Source organism: Pseudonocardia sp. CA-142604 (assembly GCF_050948475.1).
Taxonomy (GTDB): domain Bacteria; phylum Actinomycetota; class Actinomycetes; order Mycobacteriales; family Pseudonocardiaceae; genus Pseudonocardia; species Pseudonocardia alaniniphila.
Genome location: NZ_CP192045.1, coordinates 3,112,501 through 3,127,607, shown reverse-complemented (window position 1 = coordinate 3,127,607; position 15,107 = coordinate 3,112,501). Strand labels below are relative to the sequence as shown.

Here is a 15,107-nt window from a genome sequence, read left to right as displayed (position 1 = left end):
GTCGCGCCCCTTACTCCTTCTGGCGCTTCCGCTCAGCGAAGCGCGTGGGCCTGTCCTGCCACGGGGCGTCCGCCGGCCGTGCCGCTGCGGGCACACCGGCGATGGCATGGGCGGCGAGCACCCCGGCCACCGTCGCCCCGTTGACGATCGTGCCCGAGAGCACCATCCGCACCGCGACGGACAGCGAGATCCAGCGGGTGGACAGGTCCGCCTCCTCGTCGTCACCCAGCTCCGGGCGGCCGACCTCGGTGAGGTCACGCGCGAGGTACACCCGCACCGACTCGTCGGAGAAGCCCGGGGAGGCCACGACGTCGACCAGCGTGGACCACTCGGCGGCGGCCAGCCCGGCCTCTTCCGCGAGTTCCCGCTTCGCGGTGTCGAGCGGGTTCTCCCCGTCGACGTCGAGCAGGCCGGCGGGCAGCTCCCAGAGCCGCCGTCCCACCGGGTGGCGGTACTGGTGGATCACCATCAGCCGGTCGTCGGCGTCCAGGGCCGCGATCGCGACGGCTCCCGGGTGCTCCAGGATCTCCCGGACGGCGACGCCCCCGCCGGGCATCACCACCTCGTCGGCGCGCAGCGCCATCACCGCGCCGGCATAGATGTCGTTGCTCGCCTTGACCGGGAAGTCGTGACGCGGGGCGGTCATGACGGCGCTCCGTTGACCCCAGCTGCCGCGCGTTCGCGGGCGGGCAGCTCCACCGGCAGCCGGTCGGCGGCCCGGTAGTCGAGAGCGGCCCGGACGAACGCGCTGAACAACGGGTGCGGACGCGTCGGGCGGCTCTTGAGCTCGGGGTGCGCCTGGGTGCCGACGAAGAACGGATGGACATCGACCGGCAGTTCGACGAACTCCACCAGCGTGCCGTCCGGCGAGGTGCCGCCGAACACCAGGCCGGCCTCCTCCAACCGTTTGCGATAGGCGTTGTTGACCTCGTACCGGTGCCGGTGCCGCTCCGACACCTCCCGGGTGCCGTACGCCCCCGCGACCACGGTGCCGGCACCGAGGGTGGCGGGGTAGGCCCCGAGCCGCATCGTGCCGCCCATATCGCGCTGACCTGCGACGACGTCACGCTGGTCGGCCATCGTCGAGATCACCGGATGCGGCGTGCGCTCGTCGAACTCGGAGGAGTTGGCGTCGCTCAGGTTCCCGAGCGAGCGCGCTGCCTCGATCACCATGCACTGCAGCCCGAGGCACAGGCCGAGGACGGGGATGCGGCGCGTGCGGGCGTGCCGGACGGCGCCGAGCTTGCCCTCGATCCCCCGCACACCGAAGCCGCCGGGGATCAGGACGCCGTCCATGCCCTCCAACGCGGCCGCCGCACCCGCGGGGGTGCGGCACTCGTCGGACTGCACCCACACGATCTCGACGCGCGCGCGATGGGCGAACCCGCCCGCTCGCAGCGCCTCCGTGACCGAGAGGTAGGCGTCGGGGAGGTCGACGTACTTGCCGACGAGCGCGATCCGCGCCGTCTCGTCGGGATGGTGGACGCGGTCGAGCAGGTTGCCCCACACCGTCCAGTCGACGTCCCGGAAGGGCAGCGAGAGCCTGCGCACCACGTACGCGTCGAGCCCCTCCCGGTGCAGCACGCGGGGGATGTCGTAGATCGAGGGCGCGTCGGGGGCGGCGACGACACCATCGGTTTCCACGTCGCACATGAGGCTGATCTTGCGCTTCATGTCGTCCGGGATCTCCCGGTCGGCACGCAGCACCAGCGCGTCGGGCTGGATACCGATGTTGCGCAGCGCCGCCACCGAGTGCTGCGTCGGCTTCGTCTTGAGCTCCCCCGACGGGGCGAGGTAGGGCACCAGCGAGACGTGCAGGAAGAAGCAGTTGTCCCGGCCCACGTCGTGACGGACCTGGCGGACGGCCTCCAGGAACGGCAGCGACTCGATGTCGCCGACCGTGCCGCCCACCTCGGTGATCACGATGTCGGGCGTGATCCCGTCCTCGTCGGGCTCGCCCATGGCGAGGATGCGGTCCTTGATCTCGTTGGTGATGTGCGGGATGACCTGGACCGTGTCGCCGAGGTACTCGCCACGGCGCTCCTTGGCGATCACGGACGAGTAGACCTGGCCGGTGGTGACGTTGGCGTTGCCGTGGAGGTTCCGGTCGAGGAAGCGCTCGTAGTGGCCGATGTCGAGGTCGGTTTCGGCGCCGTCCTCGGTGACGAAGACCTCGCCGTGCTGGAAGGGGTTCATCGTGCCCGGATCCACGTTCAGGTAGGGATCCAATTTCTGCATGATGACCCGGAGGCCGCGAGATGTGAGCAATTGCCCGAGGCTCGAGGCGGTCAGACCCTTACCCAGCGAGGACGCGACCCCGCCGGTGACGAACAGATGACGCGTCGCGCGAGGCTGCACGGGGTTTCAGGGTACATAGGACGCGCGGCGCCGGCCGCTCCCACCCGCCACTTGCGACACGCTTCGCCCCTTTTGCGGTGCAAAAATCACCAAAGGTGAGATCCCGACCGCCCACCGTGATCGGGTGTCACGCCGCGGGCGCCGCGCCGTCGGCGGCCGTCGTAGCGGTGCCGTAGCGGCCCGCACGCCCGTCGAGCTGCTCGCGCAGCGCCAGCACCGCCGAGACCTGACCGGCGCCGGTCTGCACGTCGTCGACCGTGGAGAGCGAGGCGGTGACGTTCGGGTCGGCCCTGGCCACCCCCACGGGCCCGGTCGCGTCGGCCGAACCCGTGCGGCCCGCCAGCACCGCACCACCTCCGGCCCGGTCGAGCTGCGCCGCCAGGCGCGCCGTGACGGCTGCCGCGTCGGCGCCGTCGATGCCCGGGACGGCGCCGCCGGTGAGCACGAGCACCAGGTCGGCCGGGCGGGGCCGTTCCCCCGGCGTGACGAACCCGGTGGACATGAGCCCGGTGAGCACCGCGTCGGCCTGCTCCGGCGTGACCTGCCCGGACGACTTCAGCAGGACACCACTCAGGAGACCACCCACCAGGCTGCCGGTGTCGGACGCAGCAGGCAGTTGCGCTCCGGTCGGCAGCAACTGTGAGGTCAGCTCACGAAGCTGGTCGGCACGCGCTGGGTCGCCGACGGCGTCGGTCAGGGCGATCTCGCCGCCGATGGTGGCTCCTGACGGCCCGAGCAGCGCCCGCACGGCGTCGCGGTCGGCGGGGTCGGCGCCCACGGTCACCAGCGCGACGGTGCGGCCCTGCAGCAACCCCCGGACCGCCGCCGGGCCGGTGCGCCGCGCGAACTCGTCGGCGCCGCGCTGGGCGGCGGCCAAGGCATCACGCTGCGCCGTCAGCGTCTGGACCTGCCCGCCCAGATCGTCGGCCCGAGCGGCGACGGCCGAGAGCAACCGGTCCGACACACCGCTCGCACCCAGCACGACGCCGACCGCGAGCGCGAGGAACACGGCACCGATCGACACCGCGTGGTAGCGAAGGGAGATCACCGCAGCCATCCCGTGACGTAATCGAGGAGCGCTCTCCAGCTCTGGCTCAACCACGTCACCGCGGCATCGCCCGCGTGCGACACGAGCAGGGCGGTGGCGAGCGCCACCAGCGCGGCGACGACCATCAGCAGGATCGCCCCGAACGTGATGCGGCTGCGGTAGAGCGTGGCGATCACCCGGCCGTCGACGAGGATGCCGCCGAGCTGCAACCGCGTGAGGAACGTCGAGGCGTTGCTTCCCGAACGCCCGCGATCGAGGAACTCGGCCATGCTCGCGGACAGCCCCACGGTGACCACCAGCGACGCACCGTCGTGCGCGGCGATCAGCAGCGCGAGGTCCTCGGCGTTGGCCGTGCTCGGGAACGTCACCGCCCCGGCCCCGAGATCCTGCACGCGGTGCAGGCCAGGGGCGTGACCGTCGGCGAATGCCGGGACGACGACGTCGGCGCCGCAGGTGAGCGCCTCTGTGGACACCTCGCTCGGGTCGCCGACGATCAGCTGCGGCCGGTATCCGGCCGCGAGTAGCACGTCCGCCCCGGCCCCGACCCCCACCAACACCGGCCGCTGGTCCCGGATGAAGTGTTTGAGCCGCGCGAGCTCCGCCGCGTGGTCGAACCCGGCGGCGACCACGAGCACCTGCCGGCCGGCCAGCTCGACCTCGACCTGGGGGACACCCGCGCCGTCCAGCAGCATCGCGCGCTCGCTGCGCATGAACTCGATGGTGTTGGCCGCGAACGCCTCGAGCTGGTGGCTGAGCCCGGACTTCGCCTCCACCATGGCGTCGGCCACCATGTCGGCCGTCTGCTCGACGCCATCGGCGAGGCGCAGCTCGCCTGCGTACACGATGCCGTCGAGCAGCCGGATGCGGCTGCCGTCCTTGATGGCGTGCAGCGCCTCGGCGCCGACGTCGTCGACCAGCATGATCCCCGCGTCGATGAGCGCTTCCGGGCCCAGGTTCGGGAACCGCCCGGAGATCGACGGGGACGCGTTGACGACGGCCACCACTCCCGCCGCGACGAGGGCGTCGGCGGTGGCTCGATCGAGGTCGACCTGGTCGAGCACCGCGATCTCCCCCGGTTTGACGCGGCGGAGCAGACCGTCGGTGCGCCGGTCGACCCGCGCAGTGCCCGCGAGCCCCGGGAGCACGGGCCGCGAGCGGTGCAACAGACCGGAGATCTTCATTCCAGGCACCCCCCTTCCATGGTGGCACTGTGGCATCCGGCGCTGTCGACACGACGAAGGCACGCCGAGCGATCACCCGCACGCACGGGGCGGGACGAACAGGACTATCAGGCGCGAGTAGCCGCTCTCCGGCGACTCTTCGCCCCAGCGCTGCCCGCTCCGGCGCTCTTCGGGCCGGCGCCGTTCACGGCAGCGCGACCCGCCGCCGCGCGGTCGGCCTCACGGTGGGCCCGGGCCGCTCCCAGCAGCTCCTCGGCATGGGCGCGGCCGGTGTCGGTGTCGTCGAGCCCTGCCAGCATCCGCGCGAGCTCGACGATGCGGTCGCTCTCGGCCAGCGTGCGCACCCGGCTACGGGTGGGGCCACCGCCGTCGCGCGCCGACTTGTCGACCACGAGATGCCGGTCGGCGTAGGCGGCGACCTGGGGCAGGTGCGTCACCACGATCACCTGGTGGCGCGCCGCGAGCCGGGCCAGCCGACGCCCGATCTCCACCGCGGCCCGGCCGCCGACGCCCGCGTCGACCTCGTCGAACACCATCGTGGGCACGGGGTCGGCCCCCGCGAGCGCCACCTCCAGCGCCAGCATCACGCGCGAGAGCTCTCCGCCGGACGCTCCCCTGTGCAGGGGCAGCGGCGAGGCACCCGTGTGCGCCACCAGCCGCAGCTCCACCTCGTCGACGCCGTCGGTGCCGGCCACGAGCGTGGCGGACCCGACCAGGAGCGCGTCGGCCGCACCGGGCCCGGCCTCGCGTGGGACAACGGCGACGAGCAGCCGCGCATCGGCCATCGCCAGCCCGCCCAGCTCGGCGGTGGTGTCGGCCGCCAGCCGGGCGGCGGCCTCGGTGCGGGCGGCGGTGACGGCCGCAGCGTGCTCGGCCAGCTCGACGCCCAGTGCGTCGCGGCGCGCGGCGAGCGCCGCGAGTGCCTCGTCGGACGTGTCGAGCCCGGCCAGCCGCTCCTCCGCAGCCTCGACCCAGGCGATCACGCCGTCGATGTCGGCGGCGTACTTGCGGGTGAGCGCCTTGAGCTCGGCCTGCCGCGACAGCACGGACGCCAGCCGCTCCGGATCGGCGTCGAGCCGGTCGAGGTAGCCGGTGAGCTCGGTGCCGACATCGCCGAGAAGCGCGAGCACCTCTTGCAACCGCGTGTCGAGCATGGTGAGCGCCGGGTCGCCCGCGCCGGCGAGACGGTGGCGCGCGTCGCCGATCAGCGCCAATGCGCCCGGCGCGTCCGGGTCGCCGTCCTCGGGGCCGATGAGCGCGAGCTGGGCACCGGCGGCGACCTCGCGCAGCTCGTCGGCCGCGGACAGCCGGTGGGCCAGCTCGGTCAGCTCGACGTCCTCACCGGGCTGAGGGTCGACCGCCCTGATCTCGGTGAGCCCGTGGCGCAGCAGGTCGGCCTCCTGGGCGAGCCGCCGCGCCCCGTCCCGCCGCTCGACGAGCTCGGCGGCCACGCGCTGCCACTCGGCCCGCACGGCCCGGTAGCGCTCCAGCGGCTCGGCCACGACGTCGCCGGCGAAGCGGTCCAGCAAGGCCCGCTGCTCGGCCGGGCGCAGGAGCCGCAGTTGGTCGTTCTGACCGTGGACGGCGAGCGTGACCTCGGCGAGCCGGGACAGCACCCCGACCGGAACCGACCGCCCGCCCAGGTGCGCCCTGGACCGGCCGTCGGCGCTGACGGTGCGGACCGCGATGAGGGTGCCGTCCTCGTCGGCGTCGGCACCCACCTCGTCGGCGACCTTGAGCGCCGCGGGGTCGGCGCTGAAACGCCCCTCGACGACGGCTCGACGTGCGCCGTCGGCCACGCGCGAGGACTCCGCCCGCCCGCCGCCGAGCAGCGACAGCCCTGTGACGACCATGGTCTTGCCCGCACCTGTCTCACCGGTGAGCACCGTGAGCCCCGGATCCAGGTCGAGCGTTGCGTCGTCGATCACGCCGAGGCCCTGGATCCGCATCTCGGCCAGCATGGGGCGAAGCGTACGGCGCCGGCCCGACAACGCCTCAGCTACCGGACTGCGGCGCGCCGCGCCATCCCCTGACGGGCAGGTCGAACTTGCGCACCAACCGGTCCGCGAAGGGCTGCCCGTCCAACCGCACCATCCGCACCGGGTCGTTGCTGCGGGCGAGCTCGACGCGCGCCGCGGGCGGCAGCACCACGTTGCGCCGCCCGTCGCATTCCAGGACGGCAGGCGGGCCGGCCGGGTCGACCTCGATCGCCACCTCGGTGTCCGGCGCGACCACCATCGGCCGGGAGAACAGCGCATGCGCGTTGCTCGGCACCAGCAGCAGCGCCTCCACCTGGGGCCACACCAGCGGCCCACCCGCGGAGAACGCATAGGCGGTGGAGCCGGTTGGAGTGGCGCAGATCACTCCGTCGCACCCGAAGGCCGATACCGGCCGGCCGTCGACCTCGAGGACCACCTCGAGGATCCGCTCCCTGCTGGACTTCTCGACGGTCGCCTCGTTGAGCGCCCACGAGCGGACCAGCACGTGCCCGTTGAGGCGCGCGACGGCGTCGATCGTCATGCGTTCCTCGACGGAGTACTTGCCGTCCACAACCGCGTCGAGGGCCTCGCCCAGCGATTCCTCCTCGGTCTCGGCCAGGAACCCGACCCGTCCGAGGTTCACCCCGAGCAGCGGGACGCCCACCGGACGGGCCATCTCCGCGGCCCGCAGCAGTGTGCCGTCGCCACCGAGCACGAGCACCACCTCAGCGCCCTCGGCACAACCGGGTCGCCCTTCGACGATGCGGGGGGTGAGCGAGGCGGGCAGGTCGCCGTTCTCCACCTCGGCCCACTCCTCGCCGATCACCCGGAGCCGGACGCCGGACGCGGCGAGGCGGTGCGCCACCGCCGCAGCCGTGCGCCGGTTCTTCTCCCGCCCGGCGTGCAGGACGACCAGAATCTCCCTGGTCACGGACCCTCCTCGATCGCCCTGGCCAGCACCAGGTCCTCGGCGTCCTCGCCATGTCGCGACAGCCGAAGGAAGTACTCCACATTTCCGGACGGGCCGGGCAAGGGGCTCGCCACCGCACCGCGCAGCACCAGCCCCAGCGCCCGCGCCGCGGCCGCCACCTCGGTGAGGGCCGCGAGCCGCAGGCCGGGGTCGCGCACCACCCCGCCGACGCCGAGCCGCTGGCGGCCCACCTCGAACTGAGGCTTGACCATCGGCAGCAGCTCACCGTCGGCGCTCGTGCACGCCGTGAGAGCGGGCAGCACGGTGCGCAGCGAGATGAACGACAGGTCGGCGACGACCAGGTCGGCCGGGCCACCGATCGCGTCGGGTTCCAGCGCGCGCACGTTGGTGCGGTCGTGCACCTGCACGCGGGCGTCGCTGCGCAGCCGCCACACCAGCTGCCCGTACCCGACGTCGACGGCCACGACCTGCGCGGCGCCTCGATCGAGCAACACGTCGGTGAACCCACCGGTGGACGCACCGGCGTCGAGGCATCGCAACCCGGTGACGTCCGTGCCGAACGCGTCGAGCGCGCCGATCAGCTTGTGCGCGCCACGGGACGCCCACTCGCGCTCATCGCCCGCGGTGACGGTGACAGGTGTGTCCGGGTCGACGACCGTGGCGGGCTTGCCTGCCGGCACCCCGCGAACGACGACCCGGCCCTGCTCGATCAGCTCGCTCGCCTGCTGTCGCGAACGGGCGTAACCGCGGCGTACCAGCTCGGCGTCGAGACGACGTCGGGTGACCACCGTCACGCAGCGCCGGAAGTTCCCGCGGCGAGTGCCTCGCCAAGCGCGGCGTGCACCCGCTCGAACGCCTCCACGTGCTCGGCGAGCGGCCGGTCGCCCAGACCGTCGAGACCCGCCATTGCGCGGGAGACGATCTCCTGCGGATCGGCGGGCCCTGGCGGAGGGCCCGGCTTGGGCACGGTCATCGGTGCTGCGCTCCCGCATCGTCGGTGCCGGTGTCGCCGCGCGCCCCACGGGCTGCGGGCGCAGCGGCGCCGGTAGCGCCCACGGTAGCCGAGCCGGAGCCAGGCGTGCCGAGCCCGAGCGCACGCAGCGCCCGCTCGGCGACGGGGCCGTCGGCAACGACGGTTGCCGCACCGCCGCCCGCCGCCCAGTGCACCGCGCACAGCGTGCGGAGGGCGTCCAACGGCTCCGTGCCGTCGGACCCGGTGAGCGTCAAACGCCCCGGCCCGGTCACATGCGCGTCCCAACCGGGACGATGCCCGGGCGCGAGTTCCTCGGGCGTGCGGGTGAGCGCTCCGAGGTCGGCAGCGACGTAGTCGGGCCGCAAGGCGGGCGGCGCGGCGAGCAACTCCGCGGGGTCGGAAACGCCGGTCAGAACCAGGAGCGTCGGAAGACCGGCGGCGCGCCCGCCCTCGATGTCGCTGTCCAGCCGGTCGCCCACCATGAGCGCGGACTTCGCCCCGGTGCGCTCCACGGCGGTGTGCAGGAGCTCGGGAGCAGGCTTGCCTGCGACCTGTGGCTCGCGTCCGGTGGCCACCCGCAGCACGGAGACCATGGCGCCGTTGCCCGGCAGCAGTCCGCGTTCGGTCGGCAGGGTGGCGTCCAGGTTGCACGCCACCCACACGGCGCCGGCCCGTAGGGCGACCGATGCCTCGGCCAGCACTCGCCATCCGGTGTCCGGGCTGTGCCCCTCGACCACCGCCACCGCGTCCTCGGCCCGCTCCGTGACGGCCAATCCGGCGGCGACCACCTCGGCGGCCAGCGCGTCCGTGCCGACGACCAGAACCCGCGCGCCCGCAGGCAGCTGGGCGGCGAGCATCGCCGCCGCGGCCTGCGAACTGGTGACCACGTCACCGTCATCGGCCGGGTAGCCGAGCTCCACCAGGTGCGCGGCCACGTCCGAGGGCCGCCGGGAGGCGTTGTTGGTGACGTAGAACGTAGGCACGCCGCGTGCGAGCGCCGACTTCACCGCCTCCACCGCACCCGGCACGGCTCCCCGACCCCGGTACAGCGTGCCGTCCAGGTCGGCGAGCACTGCGTCGTGGCGGCTGAGGAGGTCGGCCGCGTCTGTCGTGTGGGTGGTCACGGCCGCGAGTCCCGTGCTGAGTCATGCACGTCCCCGCCGGAATCGACCAGCTCAGCCCCCTCGACGGGAGCCTTCGCCTTCACGGCCTCGCCCACGGCGTCCTCTCCCGGTGCGTCGTCCTCGCCCGCACTGCCGGCCGGCGGTGCTGCGGTGTCCTCAGCATCGTCCACGCCCTCGGCGAGCTCCCCACCACCCAGGCCCTCATCCGCCTTCGGCGCAGCGCCCCTCTGGGCGTCCTCGGCCCGCGGGACGGAAGCCCCACCCGACTCCTCGCGAGCTTCGACCTCATCGGCCGGGGCGGTGGTCTCCTGGAGTTGCTGGTCGGCATCCTCCGCCGCGGTGCGCCCGAGCGGCTCCTCGCCACTCTCGCCGTCCGCATCGGCAGACTCCCCGCTGCCCAGGGCGTCTTCACCGGGCGGGACGGAAGCGGGACCCGACTCCTCGGGAGCTTCGACCTCATCCGCCCGGGCGGTGGTCTCCTCGACTTCCCGATCGGCATCCTCCGCCGCGGTGCGCCCAAGCGGCTCCTCGCCACCCGCGGCGTCCGCATCGGCAGACTCCCCGCGACGCAGATCCTGCGGCTCGGGCTCGTCGTCCGTGTCGACCCCGGATTCGTCGAACTCCTCGGGCCCGAACTCGATGTCCTCATCGGGGAGCGACTCGCCGGTCAGCTCGGCAATGCGGAGATCGGCGTCGGTCTGGCCGTCCGAATCGGCATTGGCGGCGTGCACGAACCATTCCAGCGCGTCGGACTCCCGCCCGGCAGCGAGCAGGTTGTCGGCGTACGCGTAGAACAGGCGCGCGCTCCACGGATCGCGGCGGGCCGGATCCAGCTCCGGCACCTGCAGGCTGATGACGGCGGCGTCCAGCTCACCCAGGTCTCGACGGGCCCCGGCGGCCACGATGAGCAGCTCGATGCTCTCCGCCCGATCCAGCTCACGGACCTCGGGTCCACGGCTCAGGTCGAGCGCCCGCTCCGGGCGCCCCAGAGCACGTTCGATGTCGGCCATCACCGCCAGGTGCCCTGGACCACCACCCATCCGGCGGGCGGCCCGCAGCTCGCTCAGCGCCTCCGCCCATTCGCCTGCGTGGTAGGCCGTGATGCCCGCAGCCTCCCGGACGACGGCGATCCGCGACGCCCGCGTGCGGGCGAACCGGGCGTGCTCGAGCGCGAGCTCAGGGTCCTCGTCGACGAGCATCCCGGCGGCGACGAGGTGGCGGGCCACGCTGTTCGCCGTGTCCTTCTGCAGACCCCTGAGGTCCCGGCGGACCTCAGGATCGAGGCTTGCCGTCGTGATCTCGTCGCTCAGCGGCGGCTCGGAGACACGCGCCACCGGCACGCCCTCGGTGGGACGTCCGCCCGAACGAGACGCAGCCCGTTGCGGGGGACGGCTCCCGGGCGCACCGCCCGGTCCCTCACCCCGACGCTGTCCCGCACCACGACCGCCTGCACCGCGATCGCCGGACCGGGCAGAGCGGCCCCGCTCGGCACCGAAGGAGCGCTCGGTACGAGGACCCCTCGCCGGGCGGCCCCGCTCCTCACGCAGCTCGCTGCCGGCCAGGTCGTCACGGCCCCCGCGCTCAGGGCCCTCGGCGCCCTCGTTGCCGGGACGGTCCGCGCGCTCGTGGTCAGGTGTGGGCGTGGGTGCCTGCGCGGGCGGTTCCTCGCTCCTTCGCTCCTCGACCGGACCGCTGCTCTGTGGTTCGCGCTCGGCCCCGCGCTCCGGGCGCGGGTCCTGCGCGATGTCAGCCCGAGCGGCGTCGGCCGGCGCCGCGTCCTCCCGCGGAGCGGCCGGTCGATCGCTCGTCTGGCCTTCCGGCTGGTTTCCGCCGCTCTCCGGAAGCTCCTGACGCGAGACCTCCGAACGGTCCGCCCATCCGCTGCCGGCGCGCTCGTCCGGTCGCTCGGCTCCACGGCTGCGCGGGCGGTCGTCCCCGCGGTTCGACCCGCGATCGCGGTCGTCACCCTGGTAGCGACCGCGCTGACCGCCGGCCTCGCTCCGGTAACCGCCACGGTCGCGTCGCTCGTCCCCGCGGTGGCTCCCACCGGTCTGTCCGCGGTACGTCGCACGGTCGCCGCGTTCGCCGCCCGAGTCGCCGCGATAGCCACGCCGATCGTCGGACCGGTCCCGGCCGCTCTCGCCGCCTGTCTCACCCCGGTAACCACCGCGGTCGCTCTGGTACCGACCCGCACCGGTGGACTCGCCCCGACGGGCACCGCGGTCATCGCGGTACCGGCTCTCGCCGCCGGTCTCACCCCGGCTGCCACTCCGGTCGTCCCGGTACCGGTCTCCTCCGTATTCGCCGCGGTTGCCGCTGCGGTCGTCGCGCCGGTACTGGCCGCGCTCGCCACCGGAATCGCGGCGATAGCCACCGCTGCGATCGTCCCGGTACTGACCACGCTCGCCACCGGACTGGCCGCGGTACCCGCCGCTGCGTTCATCGCGCCGGTACTGGCCACGCTCGCCACCGGACTGGCCGCGGTAGCCACTGCTGCGGTCGTCGCGCGAGTACTGGCCTCGCTCGCCCCGGTAGCCGCCCCGGTCACCGGCGTCGGAACGACCCCGGTTGGACGCGCGATCACCGCGGTCATCAGCGGTGTATCGGCTCTGCTCGCCACCGCCGGCGCCGCGGTACCCGGTCCGATCGCCGCGGTCGCCGCCCTGATAGCGACCCCGGTCGCCACCGGTTTCACCGCGATACCCCGGGCGGCCTCCACGATCGTCTCTCGCGAACCGACTCCGCTCGCCGGTGGAACCACCGCGGTAGCCACCCCGGTCGCCCCGATCGTCTCCCCGGTACCGGTCCTGGTCTCTGCCGCCTGACGTGCTGCGGTACTGGCCCTGCTCTCGACCACGATCGTCGCGAGACCCGCCGCGACCGCCCTCCGGCGACCGACGCTCGGAGCTCCCGCGATCCGACCAGCCTGCGCCCCTCGTCCGGCCCTCGGACCGGCCTCGGTCCGTGCCACCACTGCGGCTTCTGTCAGGCCGATTCCCGCGTCCACGATCGGTGCCCGAAGCGTCGTCGCGTCGCGAGTACGGCGCATCATCCGAACGTCGACGATCCGAGCCCACGCCACTGCCGGACCACCGCGACCCGTCCGCACCGCCGCGTTCGTAGCGGCTGCCGCCTGCCGAATATCCGCGACGCTCACCAAAGCGGTCGGCACCTCGCCCACCACCGCGCGGACCATCGTCACGCCTGCGATCGTCGCGTCGGGCCGCATCGCGGCTTCCCGAGCCGCCGGTACGCCGATCGCCGGCACCCCACTGCGACTCGCTGCGCGGCCGGTACGGGCGATCCGACTCGCGCGCAGACCAGCCCGAGCCGGTGCGCCCGCCTCCGCCGCCTGTGCGGTCGTCACGGCGGCCGCGCTCGCCGGCGCGGCGCTCCTCGCCCCGCTCCGGGCGGTCGCCGCCGCGTCCCTGCCGATTCTCTGGTCTCCGGGCCCCGTCGCGATCTTCTCGTCGCGGGCGGTTATCGCCGGAACCATCCGCGATACTCACCTGCAGATGATACAAAAAGTGGGCCCCCGCCTTCCGGCGGGGGCCCACAACAAACGTTGAATGTCGGCGACGACCTACTCTCCCACACCCTAACGAGTGCAGTACCATCGGCGCTGGAGGGCTTAGCTTCCGGGTTCGGGATGGGACCGGGCGTTTCCCCTCCGCCACAACCACCGACAACACTATCAACTTATCCCCGACCAGTAACCCGGCCGAGCATTGTGGATGCGAACTCGCACCCCGACCACACAATGTGTTTTGTGTGTTCAGGGTCGCACAGTGGATGCAAACAACTTGTCATGAACAAGCCCTCGGCCTATTAGTACCAGTCAACTCCACCCCTCACAGGGCTTCCATCTCTGGCCTATCAACCCAGTGGTCTGCTGGGGGCCTTAACCACGCAAGGTGGTGGGAGACCTCATCTTGGAACGAGCTTCCCGCTTAGATGCCTTCAGCGGTTATCCCTTCCGAACATAGCCAACCAGCCGTGCCCCTGGCGGGACAACTGGCACACCAGAGGTTCGTCCGTCCCGGTCCTCTCGTACTAGGGACAGCCTTCCTCAAGTCTCCTACGCGCGCGGCGGATAGGGACCGAACTGTCTCACGACGTTCTAAACCCAGCTCGCGTACCGCTTTAATGGGCGAACAGCCCAACCCTTGGGACCTACTCCAGCCCCAGGATGCGACGAGCCGACATCGAGGTGCCAAACCATGCCGTCGATATGGACTCTTGGGCAAGATCAGCCTGTTATCCCCGGGGTACCTTTTATCCGTTGAGCGACACCCCTTCCACCAGGAGGTGCCGGATCACTAGTCCCGACTTTCGTCCCTGCTCGACCTGTCAGTCTCACAGTCAAGCTCCCTTGTGCACTTACACTCAACACCTGATTGCCAACCAGGCTGAGGGAACCTTTGGGCGCCTCCGTTACATTTTGGGAGGCAACCGCCCCAGTTAAACTACCCACCAGGCACTGTCCCTGAACCAGATCATGGCCCGAGGTTGAGACACCCAATTCGACCAGAGTGGTATTTCAACAACGACTCCACAACCACTGGCGTGGCCGCTTCACAGTCTCCCACCTATCCTACACAAGCCGAACCGAGCACCAATACCAAGCTATAGTAAAGGTCCCGGGGTCTTTCCGTCCTGCCGCGCGTAACGAGCATCTTTACTCGTAGTGCAATTTCGCCGAGTCTGTGGTCGAGACAGCGCCCAAGTCGTTACGCCATTCGTGCAGGTCGGAACTTACCCGACAAGGAATTTCGCTACCTTAGGATGGTTATAGTTACCACCGCCGTTTACTGGCGCTTAAATTCTCCGCTTCGCCCCGAAGAGCTAACAGGTCCTCTTAACGTTCCAGCACCGGGCAGGCGTCAGTCCGTATACATCGTCTTGCGACTTCGCACGGACCTGTGTTTTTAGTAAACAGTCGCTTGGGCCTGGTCTCTGCGGCCGCCCAGCCCTAGCCCGCGAAGAGCTTCAAACCAGACGGCCCTCCTTCTCCCGAAGTTACGGAGGTATTTTGCCGAGTTCCTTAACCACAGTTCACTCGATCGCCTCGGTATTCTCTACCTGACCACCTGTGTCGGTTTAGGGTACGGGCCACAACAGCACTCGCTAGAGGCTTTTCTCGGCAGCATGGGATCATCCTACTTCGCCTCAATCGGCTACGCGTCACCTCTCACCCTGCATGACACCCGGATTTACCTAGATGTCGGGCTACGGGCTTACACCAGTACTACCATTCACTGGCGGGACTACCCTCCTGCGTCACCCCATCGCTTGCCTACTACCGGATCGGGTCCCACGCTCCCCCGACAAGGACTCCCGAAGGACTCCAAGCGAGTTCGGATGGTCAGCATCACCGGCCTCAGCACGGACGCACTGTCACGGGCACGGGAATATCAACCCGTTGTCCATCGACTACGCCTGTCGGCCTCGCCTTAGGTCCCGGCTCACCCTGGGCGGATTAACCTGGCCCAGGAACCCTTGGTCATTCGGCG

Annotated in this window: 11 protein-coding genes and 2 rRNA genes (1 of these 13 running past the window's edge); 1 reads left to right on the top strand and 12 read right to left on the bottom strand. The window is 71.6% G+C overall.

From position 1 onward, the window contains the following. Positions 1 to 10: 10 nt before the first annotated feature. From ACQPZQ_RS14395 to ACQPZQ_RS14350, 10 genes are all read right to left on the bottom strand, one after another. Entirely contained in the window at positions 11 to 646 is a 636-nt protein-coding gene (locus ACQPZQ_RS14395) for an NUDIX domain-containing protein (RefSeq protein WP_433295850.1), read from the bottom strand. Next, positions 643 to 2,358 (bottom strand): CTP synthase, encoded by a 1,716-nt coding sequence (locus ACQPZQ_RS14390; protein ID WP_433295848.1) that lies wholly within the window; start codon positions 2,356 to 2,358, stop codon positions 643 to 645. Before ACQPZQ_RS14390 ends, ACQPZQ_RS14395 begins: the two co-directional genes overlap by 4 nt. A 127-nt stretch (positions 2,359 to 2,485) precedes the next feature. Then, on the bottom strand, positions 2,486 to 3,406 hold the full coding sequence (locus tag ACQPZQ_RS14385) for a copper transporter (RefSeq protein ID WP_433299196.1): 921 nt from the start codon (positions 3,404 to 3,406) through the stop codon (positions 2,486 to 2,488). After that, complete coding sequence (gene steA, locus ACQPZQ_RS14380) at positions 3,403 to 4,587, bottom strand: putative cytokinetic ring protein SteA (RefSeq protein WP_433295846.1); 1,185 nt, start codon at positions 4,585 to 4,587, stop codon at positions 3,403 to 3,405. Before steA ends, ACQPZQ_RS14385 begins: the two co-directional genes overlap by 4 nt. 107 nt (positions 4,588 to 4,694) lie before the next feature. Then, positions 4,695 to 6,548 (bottom strand): DNA repair protein RecN, encoded by a 1,854-nt coding sequence (recN, locus tag ACQPZQ_RS14375; RefSeq protein ID WP_433295844.1) that lies wholly within the window; start codon positions 6,546 to 6,548, stop codon positions 4,695 to 4,697. 34 nt (positions 6,549 to 6,582) lie between these two features. Beyond that, the gene (locus ACQPZQ_RS14370; RefSeq protein ID WP_433295842.1) at positions 6,583 to 7,497 is read right to left on the bottom strand and encodes an NAD kinase; all 915 of its coding nucleotides are present in this window, start codon (positions 7,495 to 7,497) and stop codon (positions 6,583 to 6,585) included. After that, entirely contained in the window at positions 7,494 to 8,285 is a 792-nt protein-coding gene (locus ACQPZQ_RS14365; RefSeq protein ID WP_433299194.1) for a TlyA family RNA methyltransferase, read from the bottom strand. The genes ACQPZQ_RS14370 and ACQPZQ_RS14365 overlap by 4 nt, the downstream gene beginning before the upstream one ends. A gap of 2 nt (positions 8,286 to 8,287) precedes the next feature. Then, the gene (locus tag ACQPZQ_RS14360) at positions 8,288 to 8,470 is read right to left on the bottom strand and encodes a hypothetical protein (RefSeq protein WP_344729358.1); all 183 of its coding nucleotides are present in this window, start codon (positions 8,468 to 8,470) and stop codon (positions 8,288 to 8,290) included. Next, a complete protein-coding gene (locus tag ACQPZQ_RS14355; RefSeq protein ID WP_433295840.1) occupies positions 8,467 to 9,594 on the bottom strand; it encodes an HAD-IIA family hydrolase in 1,128 nt (375 codons plus the stop codon). The genes ACQPZQ_RS14360 and ACQPZQ_RS14355 overlap by 4 nt, the downstream gene beginning before the upstream one ends. After that, positions 9,591 to 10,928, bottom strand: coding sequence for a hypothetical protein (locus tag ACQPZQ_RS14350; RefSeq protein WP_433295838.1), 1,338 nt, complete (start codon positions 10,926 to 10,928; stop codon positions 9,591 to 9,593). The genes ACQPZQ_RS14355 and ACQPZQ_RS14350 overlap by 4 nt, the downstream gene beginning before the upstream one ends. 45 nt (positions 10,929 to 10,973) lie before the next feature. On the opposite strand from ACQPZQ_RS14350, the gene ACQPZQ_RS14345 reads away from it, so the two are divergent. Then, positions 10,974 to 12,419 carry a hypothetical protein gene (locus ACQPZQ_RS14345; protein ID WP_433295836.1) on the top strand — a complete coding sequence of 482 codons (1,446 nt, stop codon included), beginning with the start codon at positions 10,974 to 10,976 and terminating at the stop codon, positions 12,417 to 12,419. A 745-nt stretch (positions 12,420 to 13,164) separates the two neighbouring features. Here the strand turns inward: ACQPZQ_RS14345 and rrf are convergent. Both rrf and ACQPZQ_RS14335 read right to left on the bottom strand, forming a co-directional pair. Then, positions 13,165 to 13,281: ribosomal RNA gene (rrf, locus tag ACQPZQ_RS14340) — 5S ribosomal RNA — on the bottom strand. 121 nt (positions 13,282 to 13,402) lie between these two features. After that, positions 13,403 to 15,107: ribosomal RNA gene (locus tag ACQPZQ_RS14335) — 23S ribosomal RNA — on the bottom strand; it runs 1,410 nt beyond the window's last position.

What these genes read in the sequence shown, in the direction of transcription:
- ACQPZQ_RS14395 (WP_433295850.1), bottom strand. Translation starts at nt 646, where the DNA reads ATGACCGCCCCGCGTCACGACTTCCCGGTCAAGGCGAGCAACGACATC.
- steA (WP_433295846.1), bottom strand. Translation starts at nt 4,587, where the DNA reads ATGAAGATCTCCGGTCTGTTGCACCGCTCGCGGCCCGTGCTCCCGGGG.
- recN (WP_433295844.1), bottom strand. Translation starts at nt 6,548, where the DNA reads ATGCTGGCCGAGATGCGGATCCAGGGCCTCGGCGTGATCGACGACGCA.
- ACQPZQ_RS14360 (WP_344729358.1), bottom strand. Translation starts at nt 8,470, where the DNA reads ATGACCGTGCCCAAGCCGGGCCCTCCGCCAGGGCCCGCCGATCCGCAG.